Here is a 22305-nt window from a genome sequence, read left to right as displayed (position 1 = left end):
TCGGATACGGGACTGCCCCCGCGCGCGCGGGGATCACTGCGTTCACGTCCCATGACACACCACGGGCCCGGCAGCGCGGCTGCCGGGCCTGTGGATAAGTCGATCACAGTGCGAAAATACGACTGCGCCGGGCCGGGTCGACCGGTGTTCCCCGGTTATCGCCGATTCCCGGTTATCGCCGATTCCCGGTCACTGGCCCGGGCCCTCGACGGCCTCGGCCGTCAGCAGGCCGGCGTTGATCTCGCGCAGGGCGATCGAGAGCGGCTTCTCGTGGACGTGGGTGTCGACGAGGGGACCGACGTACTCGAGGAGCCCCTCACCGAGCTGCGAGTAGTACGCGTTGATCTGGCGGGCCCGCTTGGCCGCGTAGATCACGAGGCTGTACTTCGAGTCGGTGGCCTCGAGAAGCTCGTCGATCGGCGGGTTGATGATGCCCTCGGGCGCGGAGATGGAAGAGGACACGCTCTACCTTCCGATGGATGGGAAAGAACGAAAAGGATCAGTCTCTACGATCCTTCACGGTCACACAACGTCCATCAAGGCTAGCAGCTCGCGCGCCACGTCCTCGACGGAGGTGTTGACCAGGGTCACGTCGAACTCCGGCTCCGCCGCCAGTTCGACCCGCGCCGCCTCCAGGCGGCGCTCGATCACGTCGGGCGGCTCGGTCCCCCGGCCGGTGAGCCTGCGCACGAGCTCCTCCCAGGAGGGCGGAGCGAGGAACACGAGCTGCGCGTCCGGCATGGTCTCGCGCACCTGCCGGGCGCCCTGGAGATCGATCTCCAGCAGGACGGGCTCGCCCGCCTCCAGGCGCTCCAGCACCGCCGTGCGCGGGGTGCCGTAGCGGTTGCCGGCGAACTCGGCCCACTCCAGCAGCTCGCCGTTGGCGATCAGCTTGTCCATCTCCTCGTCGGTGACGAAGAAGTAGTGGACGCCGTGCTGCTCGCCGGGGCGGGGCTTGCGGGTCGTGGCCGACACCGAGAGCCAGACGTCGGGGTGTTCCTTGCGCAGATGGGCGACGACCGTGCTCTTGCCGACCCCGGAGGGACCGGAGAGCACGGTCAGCCGCGGACGTTCACTCATGCAGCGATTATTCCAGCAATGCCGGCGGGCCCGGGAATCAGGACCCCGAGCCGCCGAACTCGCGCTCCAGGGAGGCGATCTGGTTGGACCCGAGACCGCGCACGCGGCGGCTCTCGGAGATCCCGAGACGCTCCATGATCTGCTTGGCGCGGACCTTGCCCACGCCCGGCAGGGACTCCAGCAGGGCGGAGACCTTCATCTTGCCGATGACGTCGTTCTCCTGGCCCTGCTTGATGACCTCGTGCAGGGAGGCGCCGGAGTGCTTGAGTCGATTCTTGACCTCGGCCCGCTCCCGGCGAGCCGCGGCGGCCTTTTCGAGCGCGGCTGCGCGCTGTTCAGGGGTAAGGGGCGGAAGAGCCACGCCTACGTCACCTCGGACTGTCGAACTGTCGGATACGGACCGGTGAGGAACCTAGTCGCCCCACACCTGGGGAGCCACGAGCAACACGCTCGCCCGTTCGCCCCCCTGCCTTGAGGGCGTGGGAGGTGCCCCCACTCGTCGGAGACTAGCGGGCAAGTGCGCCGGAGTCAGCGAGAACAGCGGAAAAGTCCTGGTCAGCCTCCGGCAGGACGGACTTTTAAGACATTTTGCCCCGGATTTGTGGATGTAATCAGACGGGCGGCTCCCCGGAAACCCGCTCGTGAGGCCCCCGGGCACCCCCCGCGAAGCCCTCAGACCGCCGCCACCGCGGCCCGGATCTCCTCCGCGAACCGCTCCGCGGCCGCCCGCAGCGCCGCCACGCCGGGGCCGTGGCGCAGCACGCCCCGGCTGACGTTCGGCACGACGTTGCGCACCGCCGGCCCGAAGACCCGGGGAAGGTCGGCGGGCGTCGCGCCCTGGGCGCCGATGCCGGGCGCGAGCAGCGGCCCGTTGATCGCCAGGTCGTACGCCGACAGGTCGCCCAGCGTGGCGCCGACCACCGCCCCGAAGGACCCCAGCGGCTCCTCGCCCGCGTTCTCGGCGGCCAGGTGCGCCAGCACGGTCGCGCCCACGCTGCGGCCGTCCCCGCGCACCGCGTGCTGCACCTCGCCGCCCTCCGGGTTGGAGGTCAGGGCGAGCACGAACAGCCCGGCCCCGCTCTCCCGCGCCAGCTCCACGGCCGGCCGCAGCGATCCGTAGCCGAGGTAGGGCGAGACGGTGAGCGCGTCGGAGAACAGCGGCGCGTCCTTGTGCAGGAAGGCCTCGGCGTAGGCGGCCATGGTGGAGCCGATGTCGCCGCGCTTGGCGTCCGTCACCACCAGCGCGCCCGCCTGGCGCGCCTGCGCCACCACCGTCTCCAGCACCGCGATCCCGCGTGAGCCGAACCGCTCGAAGAAGGCGCTCTGCGGCTTGAGCACGGCGACCCGGTCGGCCACCGCCTCCACCACCGTGCGGCTGAACCGCTCCAGGCCCGCCACGTCGTCGTTCAGGCCCCACTCGGTGAGCAGGGAGGCGTGCGGGTCGATGCCCACGCACAGCGGGCCGCGCTCGTCCATGGCACGGCGCAGGCGGGCTCCGAAGGGCTCTCCGGAAAATGTCTGCGGCCCGGAAGGCCCCGTTGAGGGGTGGTGGTCGGGGGACGGGTGGGCGGTCATGCGGCCTTCCTCGTGTCGGCGCCGACCGCGTCGGCGAGGGTGGCGTACGGGCTGGTGCGCAGGCGCGCGGCGAGCCCCTTGTGGAGGGTGCGGGCCCAGAAGGGGCCCCGGTAGACGAAGGCGCTGTAGCCCTGGACCAGGGTGGCGCCGGCCAGGATGCGCTGCCAGGCGTCCTCGGCGGTTTCGATGCCGCCGACGCCCACCAGGGTGATGCGGTCGCCCACGCGCGCGTACAGGCGGCGCAGCACCTGCAGGGAGCGCTCCTTCAGGGGCGCTCCGGACAGGCCGCCGGTCTCCTTGACCAGGGCCGGCTGCGACCGCAGGCCGAGGCCCTCGCGCGCGATGGTGGTGTTGGTCGCGATGATCCCGTCCAGGCCGAGGTCGACGGCCAGGTCGGCGACGGCGTCGATGTCCTCGTCGGCGAGGTCGGGCGCGATCTTCACCAGCAGCGGCACGCGGCGGCCGGGCACCGCGCGGTCGGCGGCCTCGCGCACGGCCGTCAGCAGGGGCCGCAGGTGCTCGACGGCCTGCAGGTCGCGCAGGCCGGGCGTGTTCGGGGAGGAGACGTTGACGACCAGGTAGTCGGCGTACGGCGCGAGGCGCTCGGCGGACTTGACGTAGTCGGCGACGGCCTCGGCCTCGGGGACGGCCTTGGTCTTGCCGATGTTGACGCCGACGACCGTCCGGAACACCGGCCGGCGGGAGGCCAGGCGGGCGGCGACGGCGAGCGAGCCGTCGTTGTTGAAGCCCATGCGGTTGATCAGGGCGCGGTCGGCGACCAGCCGGAACAGCCGCTTCGGGGGGTTGCCGGGCTGCGGCTCGCCGGTGACGGTGCCGATCTCGACGTGGTCGAAGCCGAGCATCGCCAGGCCGTCGATGCCGACGGCGTTCTTGTCGAAACCGGCGGCGAGCCCGAAGGGGCCGTGCATGCGCAGCCCGAACGCCTCGGTGCGCAGCTCCGGGTGGCGGGGCGCGAGCGCGGCGGCGAGGAAGGTGCGCAGCACCGGGATGCGGGCGGCCAGCCGGATCCAGCGGAAGGCCAGGTGGTGGGCCTGCTCGGGGTCCATCCGCCGGAAGACCAGGCGGAAGAGGAGCTTGTACATGTAAGGAGTCGTCCCGGGTCCTCATGAGGAGGGGGACACCGCCTGCGGTGTCCCCCTCGTCGGCTGCTAGTCGCGGGTCGCGGTCAGGAACGCGGCGTGTTCCTGCAGCGAGCGCACGCCCACGTCGCCGCGGTTGAGGGCGTCGATGCCCTGCACGGCGGCGGCGAGCGCCTGCACGGTGGTCAGGCAGGGCACGGAGCGGGCCACGGCCGCGGTGCGGATGTCGTAGCCGTCGAGGCGGCCGCCGGTGCCGTAGGGGGTGTTGACGATGAGGTCGACCTCGCCGTCGTGGATCATCTGCACGATGGTCTTCTCGCCGTTCGGGCCGGGGCCCTCGGAGTGCTTGCGCACCACCGTGGCGTTGATGCCGTTGCGCCGGAGGACCTCGGCGGTGCCGGCGGTGGCCAGCAGCTCGAAGCCGTGGGCGACCAGCTCGCGCGCCGGGAAGATCATGGAGCGCTTGTCGCGGTTGGCGACGGAGATGAACGCCCGGCCCTTGGTCGGCAGCGCGCCGTAGGCCGCGGACTGGGACTTGGCGTAGGCGGTGCCGAAGACGGAGTCGATGCCCATGACCTCGCCGGTGGAGCGCATCTCCGGGCCGAGCACGGTGTCCACGCCGCGCCCGGAGGTGTCGCGGAAGCGGCTCCAGGGCAGCACGGCCTCCTTGACGGAGATCGGCGCGTCCAGCGGGAGCTCCCCGCCGTCGCCGCTGCCGGGCAGCAGCCCCTCCGCGCGCAGTTCGGCGATGGTGGCGCCCAGGGAGATGCGCGCGGCGGCCTTGGCCAGCGGCACCGCGGTCGCCTTGGAGGTGAAGGGCACGGTGCGCGAGGCGCGCGGGTTGGCCTCCAGGACGTAGAGGATGTCCCCGGCCAGCGCGAACTGGATGTTGATCAGGCCGCGCACGCCGACGCCGCGGGCGATGGCCTCCGTGGAGGCGCGCAGCCGCTTGACGTCGTGGGCGCCGAGGGTGATGGGCGGCAGGGCGCAGGCGGAGTCGCCGGAGTGGATGCCGGCCTCCTCGATGTGCTCCATCACGCCGCCCAGGTACAGCTCCTCGCCGTCGTAGAGGGCGTCGACGTCGATCTCGATGGCGTCGTCGAGGAAGCGGTCGACCAGGACCGGCCGGGAGGGGCTGATCTCGGTCGACTCGGCGATGTACGCCTCCAGGCGGGCCTCGTCGTAGACGATCTCCATGCCGCGGCCGCCCAGCACGTACGAGGGCCGCACCAGGACCGGGTAGCCGATCTCGTCCGCGATGGCCTTGGCCTCGGCGAACGTGGTGGCGGTGCCGTGCTTGGGGGCGGGCAGCCCGGCCTCGGCCAGCACCCGTCCGAAGGCGCCGCGGTCCTCGGCCAGGTGGATCGCCTCCGGCGAGGTGCCCACGATCGGCACGCCGTTGTCCTTCAGCGCCTGCGCCAGGCCCAGCGGGGTCTGGCCGCCGAGCTGGACGATGACGCCCGCGATCGGGCCGGCCTGCTGCTCGGCGTGGACGATCTCCAGCACGTCTTCGAGTGTCAGCGGCTCGAAGTACAGGCGGTCGGAGGTGTCGTAGTCGGTGGAGACGGTCTCCGGGTTGCAGTTGACCATCACGGTCTCGTACCCGGCGTCGCGCAGCGCGAAGGAGGCGTGCACGCAGGAGTAGTCGAACTCGATGCCCTGGCCGATGCGGTTCGGGCCGGAGCCGAGGATGATCACCGCGGGCTTCTCGCGGGGCGCGACCTCGCTCTCCTCGTCGTAGGAGGAGTAGAAGTACGGCGTCTTCGCGGCGAACTCGGCGGCGCAGGTGTCGACCGTCTTGTACACCGGGCGCACGCCGAGGGCGTGTCGCACCTCGCGCACCACGTCCTCGCGCAGCCCGCGGATCTCACCGATCTGCGCGTCGGAGAAGCCGTGCCGCTTGGCCTCGGCCAGCAGCTCACGCGTCAGCTCGGGGGCCTGGGCGAGGTCGTCGGCGATCTCCTTGATGAGGAAGAGCTGGTCGACGAACCACGGGTCGATCTTCGTCGACTCGTGGACCTCCTCGGGGGTGGCGCCGGCGCGGATGGCCTGCATGGCCGTGTTGATGCGGCCGTCGGTGGGCCGCGCGGCCTCGCGCAGCAGCTCGTCCTTGTCGCCGGGGTCGCCGGTGAAGGTGAACTGGCTGCCCTTCTTCTCCAGCGAGCGCAGCGCCTTCTGGAACGCCTCGGTGAAGTTGCGGCCGATGGCCATGGCCTCGCCGACCGACTTCATGGTCGTCGTCAGCGTCGAGTCCGCACTCGGGAATTTCTCGAACGCGAACCGCGGCACCTTGACCACCACGTAGTCCAGGGTCGGCTCGAAGGAGGCCGGGGTCTCCTGGGTGATGTCGTTGGGGATCTCGTCCAGGGTGTAGCCGACGGCGAGCTTGGCGGCGATCTTCGCGATGGGGAAGCCGGTGGCCTTGGACGCCAGCGCGGAGGAGCGGGAGACGCGCGGGTTCATCTCGATGACGATGACCCGGCCGTCCTTCGGGTTGACCGCGAACTGGATGTTGCAGCCGCCGGTGTCGACACCGACCTCGCGGATCACGGCGATGCCGATGTCGCGCAGGATCTGGTACTCGCGGTCGGTGAGCGTCATCGCCGGGGCGACGGTGATCGAGTCGCCGGTGTGCACGCCCATCGGGTCGAAGTTCTCGATGGAGCAGACGACCACGACGTTGTCGTTCTTGTCGCGCATCAGCTCCAGCTCGTACTCCTTCCAGCCGAGGATGGACTCCTCCAGGAGCACCTCGGTGGTCGGGGAGAGCGCGAGACCGGTGCCGGCGATGCGGCGCAGCTCCTCCTCGTCGTGGGCGAAGCCGGAGCCGGCGCCGCCCATGGTGAAGGAGGGGCGCACCACGACCGGGTAGCCGCCGAGCTGCTCGACGCCGGCCAGCACCTCCTCCATGGTGTGGCAGATGACCGAGCGGGCGGACTCGCCGTGGCCGATCTTCTCCCGGACCCGCTCCACGACCTCCTTGAACCGGTCGCGGTCCTCGCCCTTGTGGATGGCCTCGGGCCGGGCGCCGATCAGCTCCACGCCGTACTTCTCCAGTACGCCGTTCTCGTGCAGCGCGATGGCGGTGTTGAGGGCCGTCTGGCCGCCCAGGGTGGGCAGCAGCGCGTCGGGGCGCTCCTTGGCGATGATCTTCTCGACGAAGTCGGGGGTGATCGGCTCGACGTAGGTGGCGTCGGCGATCTCCGGGTCGGTCATGATCGTCGCCGGGTTGGAGTTGACCAGGATCACCCTGAGGCCCTCGGCCTTCAGGACGCGGCACGCCTGGGTGCCGGAGTAGTCGAACTCGGCGGCCTGGCCGATGACGATCGGGCCGGAGCCGATGACCAGGACGGACTGGATATCGGTGCGCTTAGGCACGCTGGCCCTCCATCAGGGTGACGAAGCGGTCGAACAGGTAGGCGGCGTCGTGGGGTCCCGCGGCCGCTTCGGGGTGGTACTGGACGCTGAAGGCCGGCTTGTCGAGGAGGCGCAGGCCCTCCACCACGTTGTCGTTGAGGCAGACGTGGGAGACCTCGGCGCGGCCGTAGGGGGTGTCGGAGACCTTGTCGAGCGGGGCGTCGACGGCGAAGCCGTGGTTGTGCGCGGTGATCTCGACCTTGCCGGTCGTGCGGTCCTGCACCGGCTGGTTGATGCCGCGGTGGCCGTACTTCAGCTTGTAGGTGCCGAAGCCGAGGGCGCGGCCGAGGATCTGGTTGCCGAAGCAGATCCCGAACAGCGGCGTGCCGCGCTCCAGGACGCCCCGCATGACCGAGACGGGGTGGTCGGCGGTGGCGGGGTCGCCGGGGCCGTTGGAGAAGAACACCCCGTCGGGATCGACCGCGTACACGTCCTCCAGGGTGGCGGTGGCGGGCAGGACGTGCACCTCGATGCCGCGCTCGGCCATGCGGTGCGGGGTCATGCCCTTGATGCCGAGGTCGACGGCGGCGACGGTCAGCCTCTTCTCACCGATCGCGGGGACGACGTACGGCTCGGTGGTGGCGACCTCGGCGGACAGGTCGGCGCCCTTCATCGGGGGCGCCTGCCGCACCCGCGCGAGGAGCGTGTCCTCGTCCGCGATCGCGTCGCCGGAGAAGATGCCGACGCGCATGGCGCCGCGTTCGCGCAGGTGGCGGGTGAGGGCGCGGGTGTCGATGCCGGCGATGCCGACGACGCCCTGCGCGGCCAGCTCCTCGTCCAGGGTGCGCTTGGCGCGCCAGCTGGAGGGCACGCGCGCGGGGTCGCGCACCACGTAGCCGGCGACCCAGATCCGCTTCGACTCGGGGTCCTCGTCGTTGACGCCGGTGTTGCCCACGTGCGGGGCGGTCATGACGACGACCTGGCGGTGGTAGGACGGGTCGGTCAGGGTCTCCTGGTAGCCGGTCATGCCGGTGGAGAAGACGGCCTCGCCGAAGGTCTCCCCCACGGCCCCGTAGGCGCGGCCGCGGAAGGTGCGGCCGTCCTCCAGGACGAGCACGGCGGGAAGCGCCCGCTTTCCGGCAGCGGTTGCGCTGGTGGAGGTCGTCATCGTTCGGCGCCTTCCGTTTCCCTCGTGGTGATCATCTGGTTCAGGGTGTCGACCCACTCCCGGTGCTCGGCCGCCCGGTCGGAGCGGAACCCGGAGTCGATCAGCTTGTCGCCGTGCGCCCACGTCACGACCAGCAGGCCGCCCTCGGTGAGGACCTTGCCGGCGATGCCCTTGTCGAGCCGGGCCCCGCGCAGCTGCGCGGCCGGGACGAAGAAGTCCGTCGCCCCGGGGCGCACGACGTCCAGTCCGGCGTCCGTCAGGGTGAGCTCGACGCGGCTGCGGGCGCCCAGGCCGTGCGCGACGATGCGGTCCAGCCACTGGTGGGCGGTGGTGGAGCCGTGGTAGCGGCCGGTCATGGTGAGCTTCACCGGGCCGGTCTGCTGCGGCGCGGCCGGCAGTTCGGGCAGGTCGCCCTGGAGCGTGGCGCGCCACTTCCAGCCCTCGCGCATCAGCCAGTAGACGAGCGCGACGAAGAGGGCGAGGCCGACCAGCCAGCCGATGCGGGCGGTCCAGTCGGTGACCGGGGCGGATTTCCCCGTCGTGGCCGCGGCGGTGAGGAGTGCAGGTGTCACGTGAGCTTCCCGTCGACGAGCGTGGCCTTGCCCCGGAGCCACGTGTGGGTGACACGGCCCGGCAGCTCACGGCCCTCGTAGGGGGTGTTGCGGCTGCGCGAGGCGAAGCCCGCGGGGTCCACCCGCCCACGGTATGCCGGGTCGACCAGGGTGAGGTTGGCGGGCTCACCTGCCGAGACGGGGCGGCCGTGGCCGTGGGCCCGTCCGATGCGCGCGGGCGCGAAGGACATGCGGTCGGCGACGCCGGCCCAGTCGAGCAGGCCGGTGTCGACCATGGTCTCCTGGACCACCGACAGGGCCGTCTCCAGGCCGATCATGCCCATGGCGGCCGCGGCCCACTCGCAGTCCTTGTCCTCCTGCGGGTGCGGGGCGTGGTCGGTGGCGACGATGTCGATCGTGCCGTCGGCGAGCGCCTCGCGCAGCGCCATGACGTCACGCTCGGTGCGCAGCGGCGGGTTGACCTTGTAGACCGGGTTGTAGGTGCGCACCAGCTCATCGGTGAGCAGCAGGTGGTGCGGGGTGACCTCGGCGGTGACCCGGATGCCGCGGGACTTGGCCCAGCGCACGATCTCCACCGAACCGGCGGTGGACAGATGGCAGATGTGGACGCGGGAGCCGACGTGGTCGGCGAGCAGCACGTCCCGCGCGATGATCGACTCCTCGGCGACGGCCGGCCAGCCGCCCAGGCCCAGCTCGGCGGAGACGACGCCCTCGTTCATCTGGGCGCCCTCGGTCAGCCGCGGCTCCTGCGCGTGCTGCGCGACGACGCCGTCGAAGGCCTTCACGTACTCCAGCGCCCGCCGCATGATCACGGCGTCGTCGACGCACTTGCCGTCGTCGGAGAAGACGGTGACCCCGGCGGCCGAGTCGTGCATGGCGCCCAGCTCGGCGAGCTGCTTGCCCTCCAGGCCGACGGTGACGGCGCCGACCGGCCGCACGTCGCAGTAGCCGTGCTCGCGGCCCAGCCGCCAGACCTGCTCGACGACGCCGGCGGTGTCGGCGACGGGGAAGGTGTTGGCCATGGCGAACACGGCGGTGTAGCCGCCGCTCGCCGCCGCCCGGGTGCCGGTCAGCACGGTCTCGGAGTCCTCGCGGCCCGGCTCGCGCAGGTGGGTGTGCAGGTCGACCAGGCCCGGCAGCAGCACCTTGCCGTCGGCCTCGACGACCCGGGCGCCCTCGGCGGACAGGTTCTCGCCCACCTCGGCGATGGTCTCGCCGTCGATCAGGACGTCCTGCGGCGCGCCGCCGAGCACCTTCGCACCACGGATCAGGGTCTTGCTCATGTACGTCACTTCTCCTCGGTACGGGTGGGGGCGACGGCGGGTTCGTTGCCGCCGAGCAGCAGGTAGAGGACGGCCATCCGGATGGACACGCCGTTGGTGACCTGTTCGACGGCGGTGCAGCGGCCGGAGTCGGCGACCTCGGCGGTGATCTCCATGCCGCGGACCATGGGCCCAGGGTGCATGACGACGGCGTGCTCGGGCAGCTTCGCCATGCGGTCGCCGTCGAGGCCGTAGCGGCGGGAGTACTCGCGCTCGGTCGGGAAGAACGCGGCGTTCATCCGCTCGCGCTGGACGCGCAGCATCATCACCGCGTCGCACTTGGGCAGCGCCGCGTCGAGGTCGTACGACACCGCGCAGGGCCAGGTCTCGACGCCGACCGGCAGCAGGGTGGGCGGGGCGACCAGGGTGACCTCGGCGCCGAGGGTGTGCAGCAGGTCGACGTTGGAGCGGGCGACCCGGCTGTGCAGGATGTCGCCGACGATGGTGACGCGCTTGCCGGACAGGTCCTGGCCGAGCCCGGCGTCCCGGCCGATGAGCCGGCGGCGCATGGTGAAGGCGTCCAGGAGGGCCTGGGTGGGGTGCTGGTGGGTGCCGTCGCCGGCGTTGATGACGGCGGCGTCGATCCAGCCGGAGTTGGCCAGGCGGTAGGGCGCGCCGGAGGCGCCGTGCCGGATGACGACGGCGTCGACGCCCATCGCCTCCAGGGTCTGGGCGGTGTCCTTCAAGGACTCGCCCTTGGACACGCTGGAGCCCTTGGCGGAGAAGTTGATCACGTCCGCGGACAGCCGCTTCTCGGCGGCCTCGAAGGAGATCCGGGTCCGGGTGGAGTCCTCGAAGAAGAGGTTGACGACGGTGCGGCCGCGCAGGGTCGGCAGCTTCTTGATCGGCCGGTCGGCGACCCGGGACATCTCCTCGGCGGTGTCGAGGATCAGGACGGCGTCGTCACGGGTGAGGTCGGCGGCCGAGATGAGATGGCGCTGCATCTGTCAGGCTCCGTAAGGCAGGTCATGCGGGAGATTTCGGGCGCGGGCGGACAGGGTGGGGCGCACGCGCGGGACGTACGGCGGTGACGCGCGTACGCCGGGGCGGGTCAGTGCTGCCGCTCGCCCGGGGTGGCCGGTTTGGCGCCGAGCAGCACGGTGTCGCGGCCGTCCTCCTCGGCGAGCTGGACCTTGACCGTCTCCCGCAGCGACGTCGGGAGGTTCTTGCCGACGTAGTCGGCGCGGATGGGCAGTTCGCGGTGGCCGCGGTCGACGAGGACCGCGAGCTGCACCGCGCGCGGGCGCCCGATGTCGTTCAGGGCGTCGAGGGCGGCGCGGATGGTGCGGCCGGAGAAGAGCACGTCGTCGACGAGGACGACCAGCTTGCCGTCGATGCCGTCACCGGGGATGTCGGTGCGGGCCAGCGCACGCGGCGGCTGCATGCGCAGGTCGTCGCGGTACATGGTGATGTCCAGCGAGCCGCAGGGAACCTTGCGCTCGGTGATCCGCTCGAGCTTGGCGGCGAGCCGCTGGGCGAGGAAGACACCCCGGGTCGGGATGCCGAGGAGGACGACGTCGTCGGCGCCCTTGGCGCGTTCGACGATCTCGTGGGCGATACGGGTGAGCACCCGCGCGATATCAGGGGCCTCGAGGACGGGCCTGGCAGGGGACGCCTGCGTGTCCATGGGAAAAGGACCTCCTTCTCCGCCTCACGGGACGGACCTTAAAGGACGTCTGCAGTACGCCCCCACGGTAGCAGGCTCCGCCGGCGCCCCTCCCCGCCCCCGTGTCACCCGTCCGGCCCAGCGGTGCGCCGCCGGTGCGGGAGAGTCGGTGTGGACCATTCGGCTTGACGCGGCAGAGTAACGCTGCGTAACCTCACAGTGAGTTACCAGCCGCGCGGCCCGTTCCGCGTCGACACAGTGTCCGGGAGCCATATGTCCAGCGAATACGCCAAACAGCTCGGGGCCAAGCTCCGGGCCATCCGCACCCAGCAGGGCCTTTCCCTCCACGGTGTCGAGGAGAAGTCCCAGGGACGCTGGAAGGCGGTCGTGGTCGGTTCGTACGAGCGCGGCGACCGGGCCGTGACCGTGCAGCGCCTCGCCGAGCTGGCGGACTTCTACGGCGTGCCGGTGCAGGAGCTGCTGCCGGGCACCACTCCGGGCGGTGCCGCGGAGCCGCCGCCGAAGCTCGTCCTGGACCTGGAGCGGCTGGCGACCGTCCCGTCCGAGAAGGCGGGCCCCCTGCAGCGCTACGCGGCGACGATCCAGTCGCAGCGCGGCGACTACAACGGCAAGGTGCTCTCCATCCGCCAGGACGACCTGCGCACCCTCGCCGTGATCTACGACCAGTCGCCCTCGGTCCTGACCGAGCAGCTGATCAGCTGGGGCGTGCTGAACGCGGACGCGCGGCGCGCCGTCGCCGCCCACGAGGAGGGCTGACCGCTCGACGGGCGGGCAGGAACAGAACAGGACAGAGCAGCACAGAGCAGAAACGTGCCGCCGGGGTGGCCGGAACCGTCTGGTTCGGGCCGCCCCGGCGGCGTTTCGGTGTGCGGGGCGCCCTCTCCGCCTACCGGGGGACCACCGGGGGAAGGCACCCTCCCCGCCGCGGCCGGGACAGACCTCGGGGCGGCGGGACGCCGAGGGGCACCGCGGCACGGTGGCCGCGGGGCCCCTCGGCGTGTGTGGGACCGTTTCTCAGACCTCGTCGTCGCGACGCAGCTGGGGCTTGAGCTCCTTGAGCCGGCCGAGCAGGCCGTTGACGAACCCGGGCGACTCGTCCGTGGAGAACTCCTTCGCGAGCTGCACCATCTCGTCGATGACGACGGCGTCGGGCGTCTCGTCCACCCAGATCAGCTCGTAGGCGCCCAGGCGCAGGATGTTGCGGTCGACGACCGGCATCCGGTCCAGCGTCCAGCCGACCGAGTACTGGGCGATCAGCTCGTCGATGCGCTTGGCGCGCGGGGCGTAGCCCTCGACCAGCCGCATCGTGTACTCGCTCACCGGCGGCTGCCGATGGGGGTCGGTCCGGGAGTGCCGGATCCAGTCGGCGAGGACGGTCAGGACGTCGGCGCCCCGCTGGTCGCTCTCGAAGAGGATCTGGAAGGCACGCTTGCGGGCCGTGTTGCGGGCAGCCACGGTCAGCTGTTCACCCGGCCGAGGTACTCACCCGAGCGGGTGTCGACCTTGATCTTCTCACCGGTGGTGATGAACAGCGGGACCTGGATCTCGTAGCCCGTCTCCAGCGTCGCCGGCTTGGTGCCGCCGGTGGAGCGGTCGCCCTGGACGCCCGGCTCGGTGTGCTGGACGGTCAGCTCGACGGCGGCCGGCAGCTCGACGAAGAGCACCTCGCCCTCGTGCTGCGCGACGGTGGCCTCGAAGCCCTCGATCAGGAAGTTGGCGGCGTCGCCGACGACCTTCCGGTCGATGTGCAGCTGGTCGTAGGTCTCCATGTCCATGAAGACGAAGTAGTCGCCGTCCATGTAGGAGAACTGCATGTCACGCTTGTCGACGTTGGCCGTCTCGACCTTGACGCCGGCGTTGAAGGTCTTGTCGACGACCTTGCCGGAGAGCACGTTCTTGAGCTTGGTGCGCACGAAGGCCGGGCCCTTGCCGGGCTTGACGTGCTGGAACTCGACGACGGACCACAGCTGGCCGCCTTCGAGCTTGAGCACCATGCCGTTCTTGAGGTCGTTCGTGGTGGCCACGGTTGCGGAATCTCCTGGACTGACGTACGACCCCGGGGCAGGCGCGCAGCGCGAGGCTAGAGCGCGAGCAGCTCCTTGGTCGTGATGGTGAGTAGCTCGGGTCCGCCGTCCGCCTCGGGGCGTACGACGAGCGTGTCATCGATCCGGACCCCGCCCCGGCCCGGGAGGTGGACCCCCGGTTCGACGGTGACCGGCACGCAAGCGTCCAGTTTACCCATGGACGTGGGAGCCAACTGCGGGTCCTCGGTGATTTCGAGCCCCACTCCGTGTCCGGTCAGCGACGGCAGCCGCTCTCCGTAGCCGGCGCTGTCCAGCACCTGGCGGGCCGCCCGGTCGACGGTGCGGCAGGGCGCGCCCGGCGCGAGGGCCTCGCGTCCGGCGCGCTGGGCGGCGAAGACCAGGTCGTACAGCTCGATCTGCCAGTCGGCGGGCGCGGTGCCGATGACGAAGGTGCGGCCGAGCTCGCAGCGGTAGCCGCGGTAGGCGGCGCCGAGGCAGACGGAGAGGAAGTCGCCCTCCTCCACCCGGCGGTCGGTGGGGCGGTGGCCGCGCCGGCCGGCGTTCGGGCCGGTGGCCACGGAGGTGGCGAAGGCGGGGCCGTCGGCGCCGTGGTCGATCAGCCGCCGCTCCAGCTCCAGGGCGAGGTGGCGTTCGGTGCGGCCGACGAGGATCGACTCCAGCAGCTCGCCGAGGGCCTGGTCGGCGATCTCGGCGCCGATGCGCAGGCAGGAGATCTCCTCCTCGTCCTTCACCACCCGCTGCTGCTCGACGGCGCCGCCCAGGTCGGCCAGGCGGATCCGCGGCGCGACGGAGGCGATGGCGCGGTGGCGGGCCATGGTGAGGTGGTGCTCCTCGACGGCGAGGGAGTCGATGCCCTGGTCCCGGGCGAGTCCGGCGGCGGCGACGGCGGCGTCCCCGCCGGCGCCGGGCAGGCCGTGCACGCGCAGCGTGTCGTCCAGCCGGCCCTCCACCGGGCGGTCGTCGGGCGGGCCGCAGCAGACCAGGACGTCCTCGCGCGGGCCCAGCAGCAGGACGGCGCCGTGCGGGGCCGCGCCCGCGAGGTAGCGCACGTTGGCGGGCCGGGAGATCAGCGCCGCCGCGCTGCCGCCCGCGTTGCAGCGTTCCCGTAGGCGAATCCGGCGGGCCGCGTACACCTCTGGCATGACTCGAGCCTATGGGGGGTGCGGGGATGGCGCCGGTCGGGAGGGCCGAGTGGGGTGCGGAAGCCTCCGACAGGAGGTAGGGGCGCACCCCGGCCGGGCACCGGACCGCACCCCCGGACGCGGGAGCGCCCCCGCGTCCGGGGGTGCGGCACCGCCGTGCGGCCTACCACTTCGGCGGGCTCGTGATCGCCCTGGCCAGTACCTCGTCCAGCACGCGGGCCGTCTCCGCCACGTCCAGCTGCGAGTTGTCGATGATCGGCAGCCCGGAGCCGTACCAGCCGGCCATGCGGCCGTGGATGCGGGCGACCTCCTCGTCGGTGAGGCGGCGGTTGCCGGTGCGCTCGGCGTTGCGCTCCAGGACGACGTCCAGTCCGGGCAGCAGGACGACGGGCAGCAGGCCGGGGCCCACGTGCCGTTTCCAGCCGCCGAGGCCGACGACGGGGCGGTCGGGGAAGACGGCGTCGTCGAGGATGCAGGAGATGCCGTTGGCGAGGAAGTTGCGTGCGGCGAAGCCGCAGGTGCGGCGGGCGAGACGGTACTGCGCCTCGGAGTTGTCGTTCCAGCCGGACTGGGGGTCGGCGAAGCCGGAGCGGACCCATTCGCGGACGTCGTCGAGGCTGATGTGCGCGGTGGGCGCCCGGCGGTGGTCCGCCCAGTACTTGGCGACGGTCGTCTTGCCGGCGCCCGCGGGCCCGATGAGCAGCACGGCGAGCGTGGCGGTGGACGGGTCGGGGGCGGCGGGGGCGGGCGGTGGGCCGGGCACGGCGACCGGGCCGCCCGGAGGCAGCCGCAGGTGCCCCGTGGTGTCCGGGGGCGGCGGGGCGAGGGGTGGCTGCGAAGCCGTGTGCGGCGGTGGCGCGGGCGGCGGGGCCGCCGGGGGCGGGGTGAAGCCCGGCGCCGGTGGCGGCGGGGGCACGGGCGCGGGCGCGGGGCCCTGGTGGGTGCCGGGGTGATGGGGTCCCGGCTGCCGGGCGGCCGGGGACCAGCCGGCGAGCGGTCCGTGCCCCGGCTGGTGGGGCGGCGGCAGCGGAGACCCCACTGCGTGCTGCATCCGGTGCCACTCCGTCTCGTCGTACAGGCGTTGGGCGCGGGCGGCGGGGACGGGCCCCGCCGTCACCGAACGGTACCTTCCCCGGCCGTCGTTCGGTGAACGGCCGGGAGCGGCGTGAAGTGCCCTGCGCGGTAAGGGAATCGGGCGGAAGGAAAAGCGGCGGGCGTATCGCTCCCGCGTCCTACCGGCCCACCTCGCCGTAGGCGGCCAGCAGGAGGGCGGGGTCGGGGCCCTCCAGGACGGTGGGCTTGGCCAGGCCGTCCAGGACGATGAAGCGCAGCAGGTCGCCGCGGGACTTCTTGTCGACCTTCATGGTCTCGAGCAGCCTGGGCCACTGGTCGTGGCGGTAGTGCAGCGGCAGCCCGACCGCTTCCAGGATCGTGCGGTGGCGGTCGGCGGTGGCGTCGTCCAGCCGGCCCGCCAGGCGCCCGAGTTCGGCGGCGAAGTGCATGCCGACGGCGACCGCGGCGCCGTGCCGCCACTGGTAGCGCTCGTTCTTCTCGATGGCGTGGCCGAGCGTGTGGCCGTAGTTGAGGATCTCCCTGCGGCCGGACTCCTTCAGGTCGCAGGAGACGACCTCGGCCTTGACCCGGATGGAGCGCTCGATCAGCTCGGCGGTGTGCGGGCCCGCCGGGGTGCGCGCCGCCTCGGGGTCGGCCTCGATCAGTTCCAGGATCACCGGGTCGGCGATGAAGCCGGCCTTGATGATCTCCGCCAGTCCGGAGACGTAGTCGTGGACCGGGAGGGAGTCCAGCGCGGCCAGGTCGCACAGCACGCCGGCCGGCGGGTGGAAGGCGCCGACGAGGTTCTTGCCCTCGGCGGTGTTGATGCCGGTCTTGCCGCCCACGGCCGCGTCCACCATGGCCAGCACCGTGGTGGGAACGGCGATCCAGCGCACCCCGCGCAGCCAGGTGGCCGCCACGAACCCGGCCAGGTCGGTGGTGGCGCCGCCGCCGACGCCGACGATCACGTCGGTGCGGGTGAAGCCGGAGGTGCCCAGCGCCTTCCAGCAGTAGGCGGCGACCTCGGCGGTCTTGGCCTCCTCGGCGTTGGGCACCTGGATGGCGACGGCCTGGTAGCCCTGCTCGGCGAGGTCGGCGCGCAGCGCGTCGCCGGTCTCGGCGAGCGCCTCGGGGTGGATCACCGCGACCCGTCTGGCCTGCTGCCCGACCAGGCCGGGCAGTTCGCCCAGCAGGTGACGGCCGACCACGACCTCGTACGGTTCGGTGCCGGCGCTGCCGCCGACCGGGATCCGCGTCACCGACTCGCTCATGCCTGCTTCAACTCCAGTGCGTCCAGGGTGGCTTGGGTGACCTCTTCGGGGGTGCGCCGGTCGGTCGGCACGACCGCGGTGGCCACCTCCTCGTACAGGTGCCGGCGGGCCTCCATCAGCTCCCGCCACTGCCTGCGCGGGTTGACCGCGAGCAGCGGCCGGGCGACGTTCAGCCCGGTGCGCCGGACGGCCTCCTCCACGTCCATCGACAGGTAGACGACGCGCCGCCCGGCCAGCAGGGCGCGGGTGCCGGCGTCCAGGATCGCCCCGCCGCCCAGCGCCAGCACCCCGTCGTGCTGCGCGAGCGCGGCCGCGACGGCCTCCTTCTCCAGCGCCCGGAAGGCCGCCTCGCCGTCCTCGACGAAGATGTCGGCGATGGCGCGGCCCTGCGCGGCGACGATGTCGTCGTCGGTGTCCCGGAAGCCGACCTCCAGGCGCTCGGCCAGCAGCCGCCCGACGGTGGACTTGCCCACCCCCATCGGGCCGACCAGCACCACCAGCGGCCCGCTCACCGGATGGCCAGGTTCTCGAGGTAGCCGCGCACGTTGCGGCGGGTCTCGGCGACGCTGTCGCCGCCGAACTTCTCCGCCACCGCGTCCGCCAGCACCAGCGCCACCATGGCCTCGGCGACGATGCCGGCGGCCGGCACCGCGCACACGTCCGAGCGCTGGTGGTGGGCGGCGGCCGGCTCACCCGTGGCCACGTCCACCGTCCGCAGCGCCCGCGGCACGGTCGCGATCGGCTTCATCGCCGCCCGCACCCGCAGCACCTCGCCGGTGGACAGGCCGCCCTCGGTGCCGCCGGAGCGGCCCGAGGCCCGCCGGACGCCCTCGTCCGTGGCGACGATCTCGTCGTGCGCCTGCGAGCCGGGCACCCGCGCCAGCTCGAAGCCGTCACCGACCTCCACGCCCTTGATCGCCTGGATGCCCATCAGCGCCGCCGCCAGCCGCGCGTCCAGCCGCCGGTCCCAGTGCACGTGCGAGCCCAGCCCGACGGGGACCCCGTACGCCAGCACCTCCACCACGCCGCCGAGGGTGTCGCCGTCCTTGTGGGCCTGGTCGATCTCGGCGACCATCGCCTTGGAGGCGTCCGCGTCCAGGCAGCGCACCGGGTCCGCATCCAGCCGCGCCACGTCCCCCGGCACCGGGTACACCCCGCGCGGCGCCTTCGCCGCGCCCAGCTCCACCACGTGCGAGACGATCTCGATCCCGGCCGTCTCCTTCAGGTACGAGCGGGCCACCGCGCCCAGCGCCACCCGCGCCGCCGTCTCGCGGGCCGAGGCCCGCTCCAGCACCGGCCGCGCCTCGTCGAAGCCGTACTTCTGCATCCCCGCCAGGTCGGCGTGGCCGGGTCGCGGCCGGGTCAGCGGCGCGTTGCGCGCCAGCCCTTCAAGCACCTGCGGGTCCACCGGGTCGGCCGCCATGACCTGCTCCCACTTGGGCCACTCGGTGTTGCCCACCATGATCGCCACCGGGGAGCCCAGGGTGAGCCCGTGCCGCACCCCGCCCAGGAAGGTCACCTCGTCCCGCTCGAACTTCATCCGCGCACCGCGGCCGTAGCCCAGCCGCCGCCGCGCCAGATGGTCCGCCACCATCTCCGTCGTGATCGGCACACCGGCGGGAAGACCCTCCAGTGTCGCCACGAGTGCGGGACCGTGCGACTCCCCCGCGGTCAGCCAGCGCAACCTGCTCAACGGTGCTCCTCAGTGCTCGCGCCCTGGTTACTGCCTGTGTACGCGTGTCCTCGCGTACGGCGACGGCGCGACCGGGTGCGCGACCCCCGGCCCACCGTCCTACGATCCTCCCACGTCCGGGGGTGGGCCCGGCCGCCGGTCCAGCAGACGGACGTCAGCGCTCGGCGAGCGCCTTCTCCCCGGCCCGGCGCATGGCGCCCAGCGGCGCCGGGGAACGGCCGGTCATCCGCTCGACCTGGAGCACCGCCTGGTGGACGAGCAGGTCGAGGCCGCCGACGACGGCTCCGCCGGACATCGACCAGCGGGCCGCGAGCGTGGTCGGCCACGGTTCGTAGAGCACGTCGAAGAGGGTGGCGGGCCGCTCCGGTACGGCGGCGGCGAGGGCGTCGGTGGCGTCGGCCGGCGTGGTGGCGACCACCAGCGGCGCGTGCAGGGCCCGCTCGGCGTCGGCCCAGTCCGCGGTGCGGACCGCCACGCCGAGCCGTTCGCCCCACTGCCGCATCTCGGCGGCGCGGGCCGCGCTGCGGACGTAGACGGTGATGTCGCCGGTGCAGATGCGGGCCAGGGCGGCCAGCGCGGAGGAGGCGGTGGCGCCGGCGCCGAGGATCGCCGCCTCGCCGACCTGCTCGATGCCGCGCTCGCGCAGGGCGGCGACCATGCCGGGGATGTCGGTGTTGTCGCCGGTGCGCCGGCCGTCGCCGGTGAACACGACCGTGTTGACGGCCTCCACCGAGGCGGCGGTGTCGCTGATCTCGTCCAGCAGCGGGATGACGGCCCGCTTGAGCGGCATGGTCAGCGACAGGCCGGCCCACTCCGGTCCGAGCCGGTCGAGGAAGCCGGGCAGGGCCGCCTCGTCCACCTCGAAGCGGTCGTACGTCCACCCCGTGAGCCCGAGTTCGGCGTAGGCGGCGCGGTGCAGCACCGGGGAGAGGGAGTGCGCGATCGGCGAACCGAGCACCGCGGCCCGGCGGGCGTCAGTTGCCCGAGCTGGCATTGAACTTTTCCTTGAGCCTCTGGAATTCGGCGTACGTCTTGGCGAATTCGGTGTTGTTCTCGCCGTCGGTCGCCACGAAGTAGATCCAGCCGTCGTGCGTGGGGTTCAGAGTCGCCTCCAGCGCGTCGTCACCGGGGTTGCCGATGGGGCCGGGCGGCAGGCCCTTGTGGGTGTAGGTGTTGTACGGGTCCGTGTTGCTGTTGATCTCGGACTCGCTGATGTGGATGGTGCTCTGCCCCTTGAGGTAGTTGAAGGTCGAGTCGAACTGCAGCAGCTGGTTGGTCTCCGTGTTCGTGGGCTTGAGGCGGTTGTAGACCACTTCCGCCATCTTGCGGTAGTCGTCGTGCGTCTTGCCCTCGGCCTGGACGAGGCTGGCCACCGTGACGACCTGCAGCGGGCCCTTCAGGCCGAGCGCCTTCGCCTTCGCCGCCAGGTCGTACTTCCCGTACGCCTGGTTGGCGTGGGACACCATCTCCTTCAGGACCGCCTCGGGCTTCATGCCCTTGGCCGCGGGATAGGTGCCCGGGTAGAGGAAGCCCTCCAGCGGGTCCTTTATGTCGGTGTCGGTGTTCGCCCAGTTCGGCAGGCCGAGGCTCCGGTACTGCTTCTCGGCGATGCCCTTGGTGGTGCCGGCGGGCAGCCCGAGCTTGGTGTCGATGTCCGCGTAGACGCGCGCGTTGCGCTCGCCCGGTGTGACCAGCACGTTGGCCTGGCTCTTGCGGTCGAGCATCATCGCCACGGCGCTCTTGGCGGACATGTGCTTGCGCAGCAGGTAGGCCCCCGCCTGGATCTTTTCGCCGTCCGGGTTGTCCTTCTGGGCGGCCACGAAGGCGTCGACGCTCTTGACCACGCCGGCGTCCTTGAGTTTCCGGCCGATCACCGAGCCGAAGGAGCCCTTGGGGATGATCACGGTCACCATCTCGCCCGTGCCGTCCCCGGCGTAGTCGGGCGGCGCGGCGAAACGATCCTTGTAGTAGTGGTAGCCGAGGTACCCGGCACCGCCCAACCCGCCGCCGAACACCAGCACCACCACCAGGCAGGCGCAGCCGTTGCGGCGCTTCTTGCCCTTGCCGCCGCGGCCCCGCCGGCCGGCCCGCCCGCGGCGCCCGGTGTTCTCGCCGTTCTCGCCGTCCCCGTCGTCCCCGTCGTCCCCGTCGGCGCCGGGCCGCTCGGGGTGGTCGTTCCGGCCGCCGCCCGCGAAGAAGGCGTGGTCGTCCTGGCCGGGTTCCGGGTCCCAGTCCGGGCGCGGCTCCGGTTCGGCGTCCCGGCGGCCCGGCGGCTCCGGCTGCGGGTACGCGTCGGGGCCGCCGCCGTAGGGGCCGGGCTGCTCCCCGCCGTAGGGGGCGCCCTGGTGGGCGTAGGGGTCCGCCGGGTAGGGCTGCGCGGTGCCGTCGTTCCAGCCGGACTGGGGGTACTGCTGCGGCGCCCCGGGGTGGGACTGCTGCCGGCTCGGGTCGAACGGGGGCTGCTGGTGCGGGTCGGTGTAGTGCTGCTGCCCGTACTGCTCGCCGTAGTGCTGCTGGTCGCCCCAGCCGCCGTACTGCGGCTGGGGCGGATGGTGCTGCGGCCGGCCGTCGTAGGAGGACTGCGGATCCGTGTGGGTCTGCTGCCCTCCCCATCCGCCGTCCCCGTACGGGTCCTCCGGATGCCACGGTGCGGAGCCTGGGCCCCGGCCATACTCAGTCATCGATCCCCTAGAGCCGCGAGGCGGTGGTCGCGCGGCTTCGCTCCGGCTCCCGTTCCGCCTCTTTCTGTGCGGCGGCTGTTCGAACACCGCCGCATCGCGCGGAACGTTACCGTATCGCGATCAGATGACCACTTCGACGCCCTCGCCGGGTGGTTTGCCCGACACTCGTTCGGATTCGAGCGCCTGCTGCAGGATGACCACCGCCGCCGCCTGGTCGACCACGGACCGTCCCTTCTTCGACCGCACCCCGGCGGCGCGCAGCCCCTGACTGGCCGTCACCGTCGTCATGCGCTCGTCCACCAGCCGCACCGGAACGGGCGCGATCATGCGGGCGAGGGTCCCGGCGAAGCCGCGGACCTTGACCGCGGCGGGACCCTCGCCGCCCCGCAGGGAACGCGGCAGGCCGACGACGACCTCGATCGGCTCGTACTCCTCGACGAGCTGCTTCAGCCGGCGCTGGGCCGCGGGCACGTCCCGCCCGGGGACCGTCTCCACCGGGGTGGCGAGGATCCCGTCGGGGTCGCAGGAGGCGACCCCGATCCGGGCGTCACCGACGTCGATCGCGAGCCGGCGTCCTTTTCTCATCACTGCGGCTTCTTCATCGCTGCGGCTTCTTCAT

22 protein-coding genes are annotated in these 22305 nt (G+C 72.3%); 1 reads left to right on the top strand and 21 read right to left on the bottom strand.

The genetic code is table 11. From position 1 onward, the window contains the following. Positions 1 to 189: 189 nt before the first annotated feature. The 11 genes from rpoZ to pyrR all read right to left on the bottom strand — a co-directional run bounded on the left by rpoZ (position 190) and on the right by pyrR (position 11801). On the bottom strand, positions 190 to 462 hold the full coding sequence (rpoZ, locus tag IE225_RS24535) for a DNA-directed RNA polymerase subunit omega (protein ID WP_190059764.1): 273 nt from the start codon (positions 460 to 462) through the stop codon (positions 190 to 192). Positions 463 to 522: 60 nt separating this feature from the next. Continuing rightward, entirely contained in the window at positions 523 to 1080 is a 558-nt protein-coding gene (gene gmk / locus IE225_RS24530; RefSeq protein WP_190059763.1) for a guanylate kinase, read from the bottom strand. Positions 1081 to 1117: 37 nt separating this feature from the next. Beyond that, positions 1118 to 1441 carry an integration host factor gene (locus tag IE225_RS24525; RefSeq protein ID WP_190059762.1) on the bottom strand — a complete coding sequence of 108 codons (324 nt, stop codon included), beginning with the start codon at positions 1439 to 1441 and terminating at the stop codon, positions 1118 to 1120. A 311-nt stretch (positions 1442 to 1752) separates the two neighbouring features. After that, positions 1753 to 2655, bottom strand: a complete 903-nt coding sequence (pyrF, locus tag IE225_RS24520) for an orotidine-5'-phosphate decarboxylase (RefSeq protein WP_373303268.1) — start codon at positions 2653 to 2655, stop codon at positions 1753 to 1755. Next, on the bottom strand, positions 2652 to 3758 hold the full coding sequence (locus IE225_RS24515) for a quinone-dependent dihydroorotate dehydrogenase (protein WP_190059761.1): 1107 nt from the start codon (positions 3756 to 3758) through the stop codon (positions 2652 to 2654). Before IE225_RS24515 ends, pyrF begins: the two co-directional genes overlap by 4 nt. Positions 3759 to 3824: 66 nt before the next feature. Next, on the bottom strand, positions 3825 to 7133 hold the full coding sequence (gene carB / locus IE225_RS24510; RefSeq protein ID WP_190059760.1) for a carbamoyl-phosphate synthase large subunit: 3309 nt from the start codon (positions 7131 to 7133) through the stop codon (positions 3825 to 3827). Then, positions 7126 to 8280, bottom strand: coding sequence for a glutamine-hydrolyzing carbamoyl-phosphate synthase small subunit (gene carA / locus IE225_RS24505; RefSeq protein WP_190059759.1), 1155 nt, complete (start codon positions 8278 to 8280; stop codon positions 7126 to 7128). The genes carB and carA overlap by 8 nt, the downstream gene beginning before the upstream one ends. After that, the gene (locus tag IE225_RS24500) at positions 8277 to 8852 is read right to left on the bottom strand and encodes a PH-like domain-containing protein (RefSeq protein ID WP_190059758.1); all 576 of its coding nucleotides are present in this window, start codon (positions 8850 to 8852) and stop codon (positions 8277 to 8279) included. The genes carA and IE225_RS24500 overlap by 4 nt, the downstream gene beginning before the upstream one ends. Beyond that, positions 8849 to 10135 (bottom strand): dihydroorotase, encoded by a 1287-nt coding sequence (locus tag IE225_RS24495; protein WP_190059757.1) that lies wholly within the window; start codon positions 10133 to 10135, stop codon positions 8849 to 8851. The genes IE225_RS24500 and IE225_RS24495 overlap by 4 nt, the downstream gene beginning before the upstream one ends. 5 nt (positions 10136 to 10140) lie before the next feature. Further along, entirely contained in the window at positions 10141 to 11118 is a 978-nt protein-coding gene (locus IE225_RS24490) for an aspartate carbamoyltransferase catalytic subunit (protein ID WP_190059756.1), read from the bottom strand. Positions 11119 to 11225: 107 nt separating this feature from the next. Next, positions 11226 to 11801 carry a bifunctional pyr operon transcriptional regulator/uracil phosphoribosyltransferase PyrR gene (pyrR, locus tag IE225_RS24485; protein WP_190059755.1) on the bottom strand — a complete coding sequence of 192 codons (576 nt, stop codon included), beginning with the start codon at positions 11799 to 11801 and terminating at the stop codon, positions 11226 to 11228. A gap of 252 nt (positions 11802 to 12053) precedes the next feature. On the opposite strand from pyrR, the gene bldD reads away from it, so the two are divergent. Then, a complete protein-coding gene (gene bldD, locus IE225_RS24480) occupies positions 12054 to 12557 on the top strand; it encodes a transcriptional regulator BldD (RefSeq protein WP_190059754.1) in 504 nt (167 codons plus the stop codon). 258 nt (positions 12558 to 12815) lie between these two features. Here the strand turns inward: bldD and nusB are convergent, their stop codons facing one another. From nusB to ruvX, 10 genes are all read right to left on the bottom strand, one after another. Further along, positions 12816 to 13256 (bottom strand): transcription antitermination factor NusB, encoded by a 441-nt coding sequence (gene nusB, locus IE225_RS24475; protein WP_190059753.1) that lies wholly within the window; start codon positions 13254 to 13256, stop codon positions 12816 to 12818. A gap of 2 nt (positions 13257 to 13258) precedes the next feature. After that, positions 13259 to 13825: an elongation factor P gene (gene efp, locus IE225_RS24470; RefSeq protein ID WP_190059752.1), complete on the bottom strand. Its 567-nt coding sequence runs from the start codon at positions 13823 to 13825 to the stop codon at positions 13259 to 13261. Positions 13826 to 13881: 56 nt separating this feature from the next. After that, complete coding sequence (locus IE225_RS24465) at positions 13882 to 14988, bottom strand: aminopeptidase P family protein (protein WP_190059751.1); 1107 nt, start codon at positions 14986 to 14988, stop codon at positions 13882 to 13884. Between the two features lie 163 nt (positions 14989 to 15151). After that, complete coding sequence (locus tag IE225_RS24460) at positions 15152 to 16039, bottom strand: Pro-rich N-terminal domain-containing protein (protein WP_190059813.1); 888 nt, start codon at positions 16037 to 16039, stop codon at positions 15152 to 15154. A 181-nt stretch (positions 16040 to 16220) separates the two neighbouring features. Beyond that, on the bottom strand, positions 16221 to 17312 hold the full coding sequence (aroB, locus tag IE225_RS24455; RefSeq protein WP_190059750.1) for a 3-dehydroquinate synthase: 1092 nt from the start codon (positions 17310 to 17312) through the stop codon (positions 16221 to 16223). Further along, complete coding sequence (locus IE225_RS24450; protein ID WP_229879998.1) at positions 17309 to 17824, bottom strand: shikimate kinase; 516 nt, start codon at positions 17822 to 17824, stop codon at positions 17309 to 17311. The genes aroB and IE225_RS24450 overlap by 4 nt, the downstream gene beginning before the upstream one ends. Beyond that, on the bottom strand, positions 17821 to 19005 hold the full coding sequence (gene aroC, locus IE225_RS24445; RefSeq protein ID WP_190059749.1) for a chorismate synthase: 1185 nt from the start codon (positions 19003 to 19005) through the stop codon (positions 17821 to 17823). The genes IE225_RS24450 and aroC overlap by 4 nt, the downstream gene beginning before the upstream one ends. A 154-nt stretch (positions 19006 to 19159) precedes the next feature. Further along, positions 19160 to 19999: a shikimate dehydrogenase gene (locus IE225_RS24440; RefSeq protein WP_190059748.1), complete on the bottom strand. Its 840-nt coding sequence runs from the start codon at positions 19997 to 19999 to the stop codon at positions 19160 to 19162. After that, on the bottom strand, positions 19980 to 21686 hold the full coding sequence (gene mltG / locus IE225_RS24435; RefSeq protein ID WP_190059747.1) for an endolytic transglycosylase MltG: 1707 nt from the start codon (positions 21684 to 21686) through the stop codon (positions 19980 to 19982). Before mltG ends, IE225_RS24440 begins: the two co-directional genes overlap by 20 nt. 120 nt (positions 21687 to 21806) lie before the next feature. Further along, positions 21807 to 22271: a Holliday junction resolvase RuvX gene (ruvX, locus tag IE225_RS24430; RefSeq protein ID WP_190059746.1), complete on the bottom strand. Its 465-nt coding sequence runs from the start codon at positions 22269 to 22271 to the stop codon at positions 21807 to 21809. Positions 22272 to 22305: the final 34 nt, after the last annotated feature.

It is taken from the genome of Streptomyces echinoruber (assembly GCF_014651135.1).
In the GTDB taxonomy this organism is placed as follows: Bacteria; Actinomycetota; Actinomycetes; order Streptomycetales; family Streptomycetaceae; genus Streptomyces; species Streptomyces echinoruber.
The sequence above is the reverse complement of the archived record's forward strand: the minus strand, read 5'-3'. Positions and strand labels throughout refer to the sequence as shown.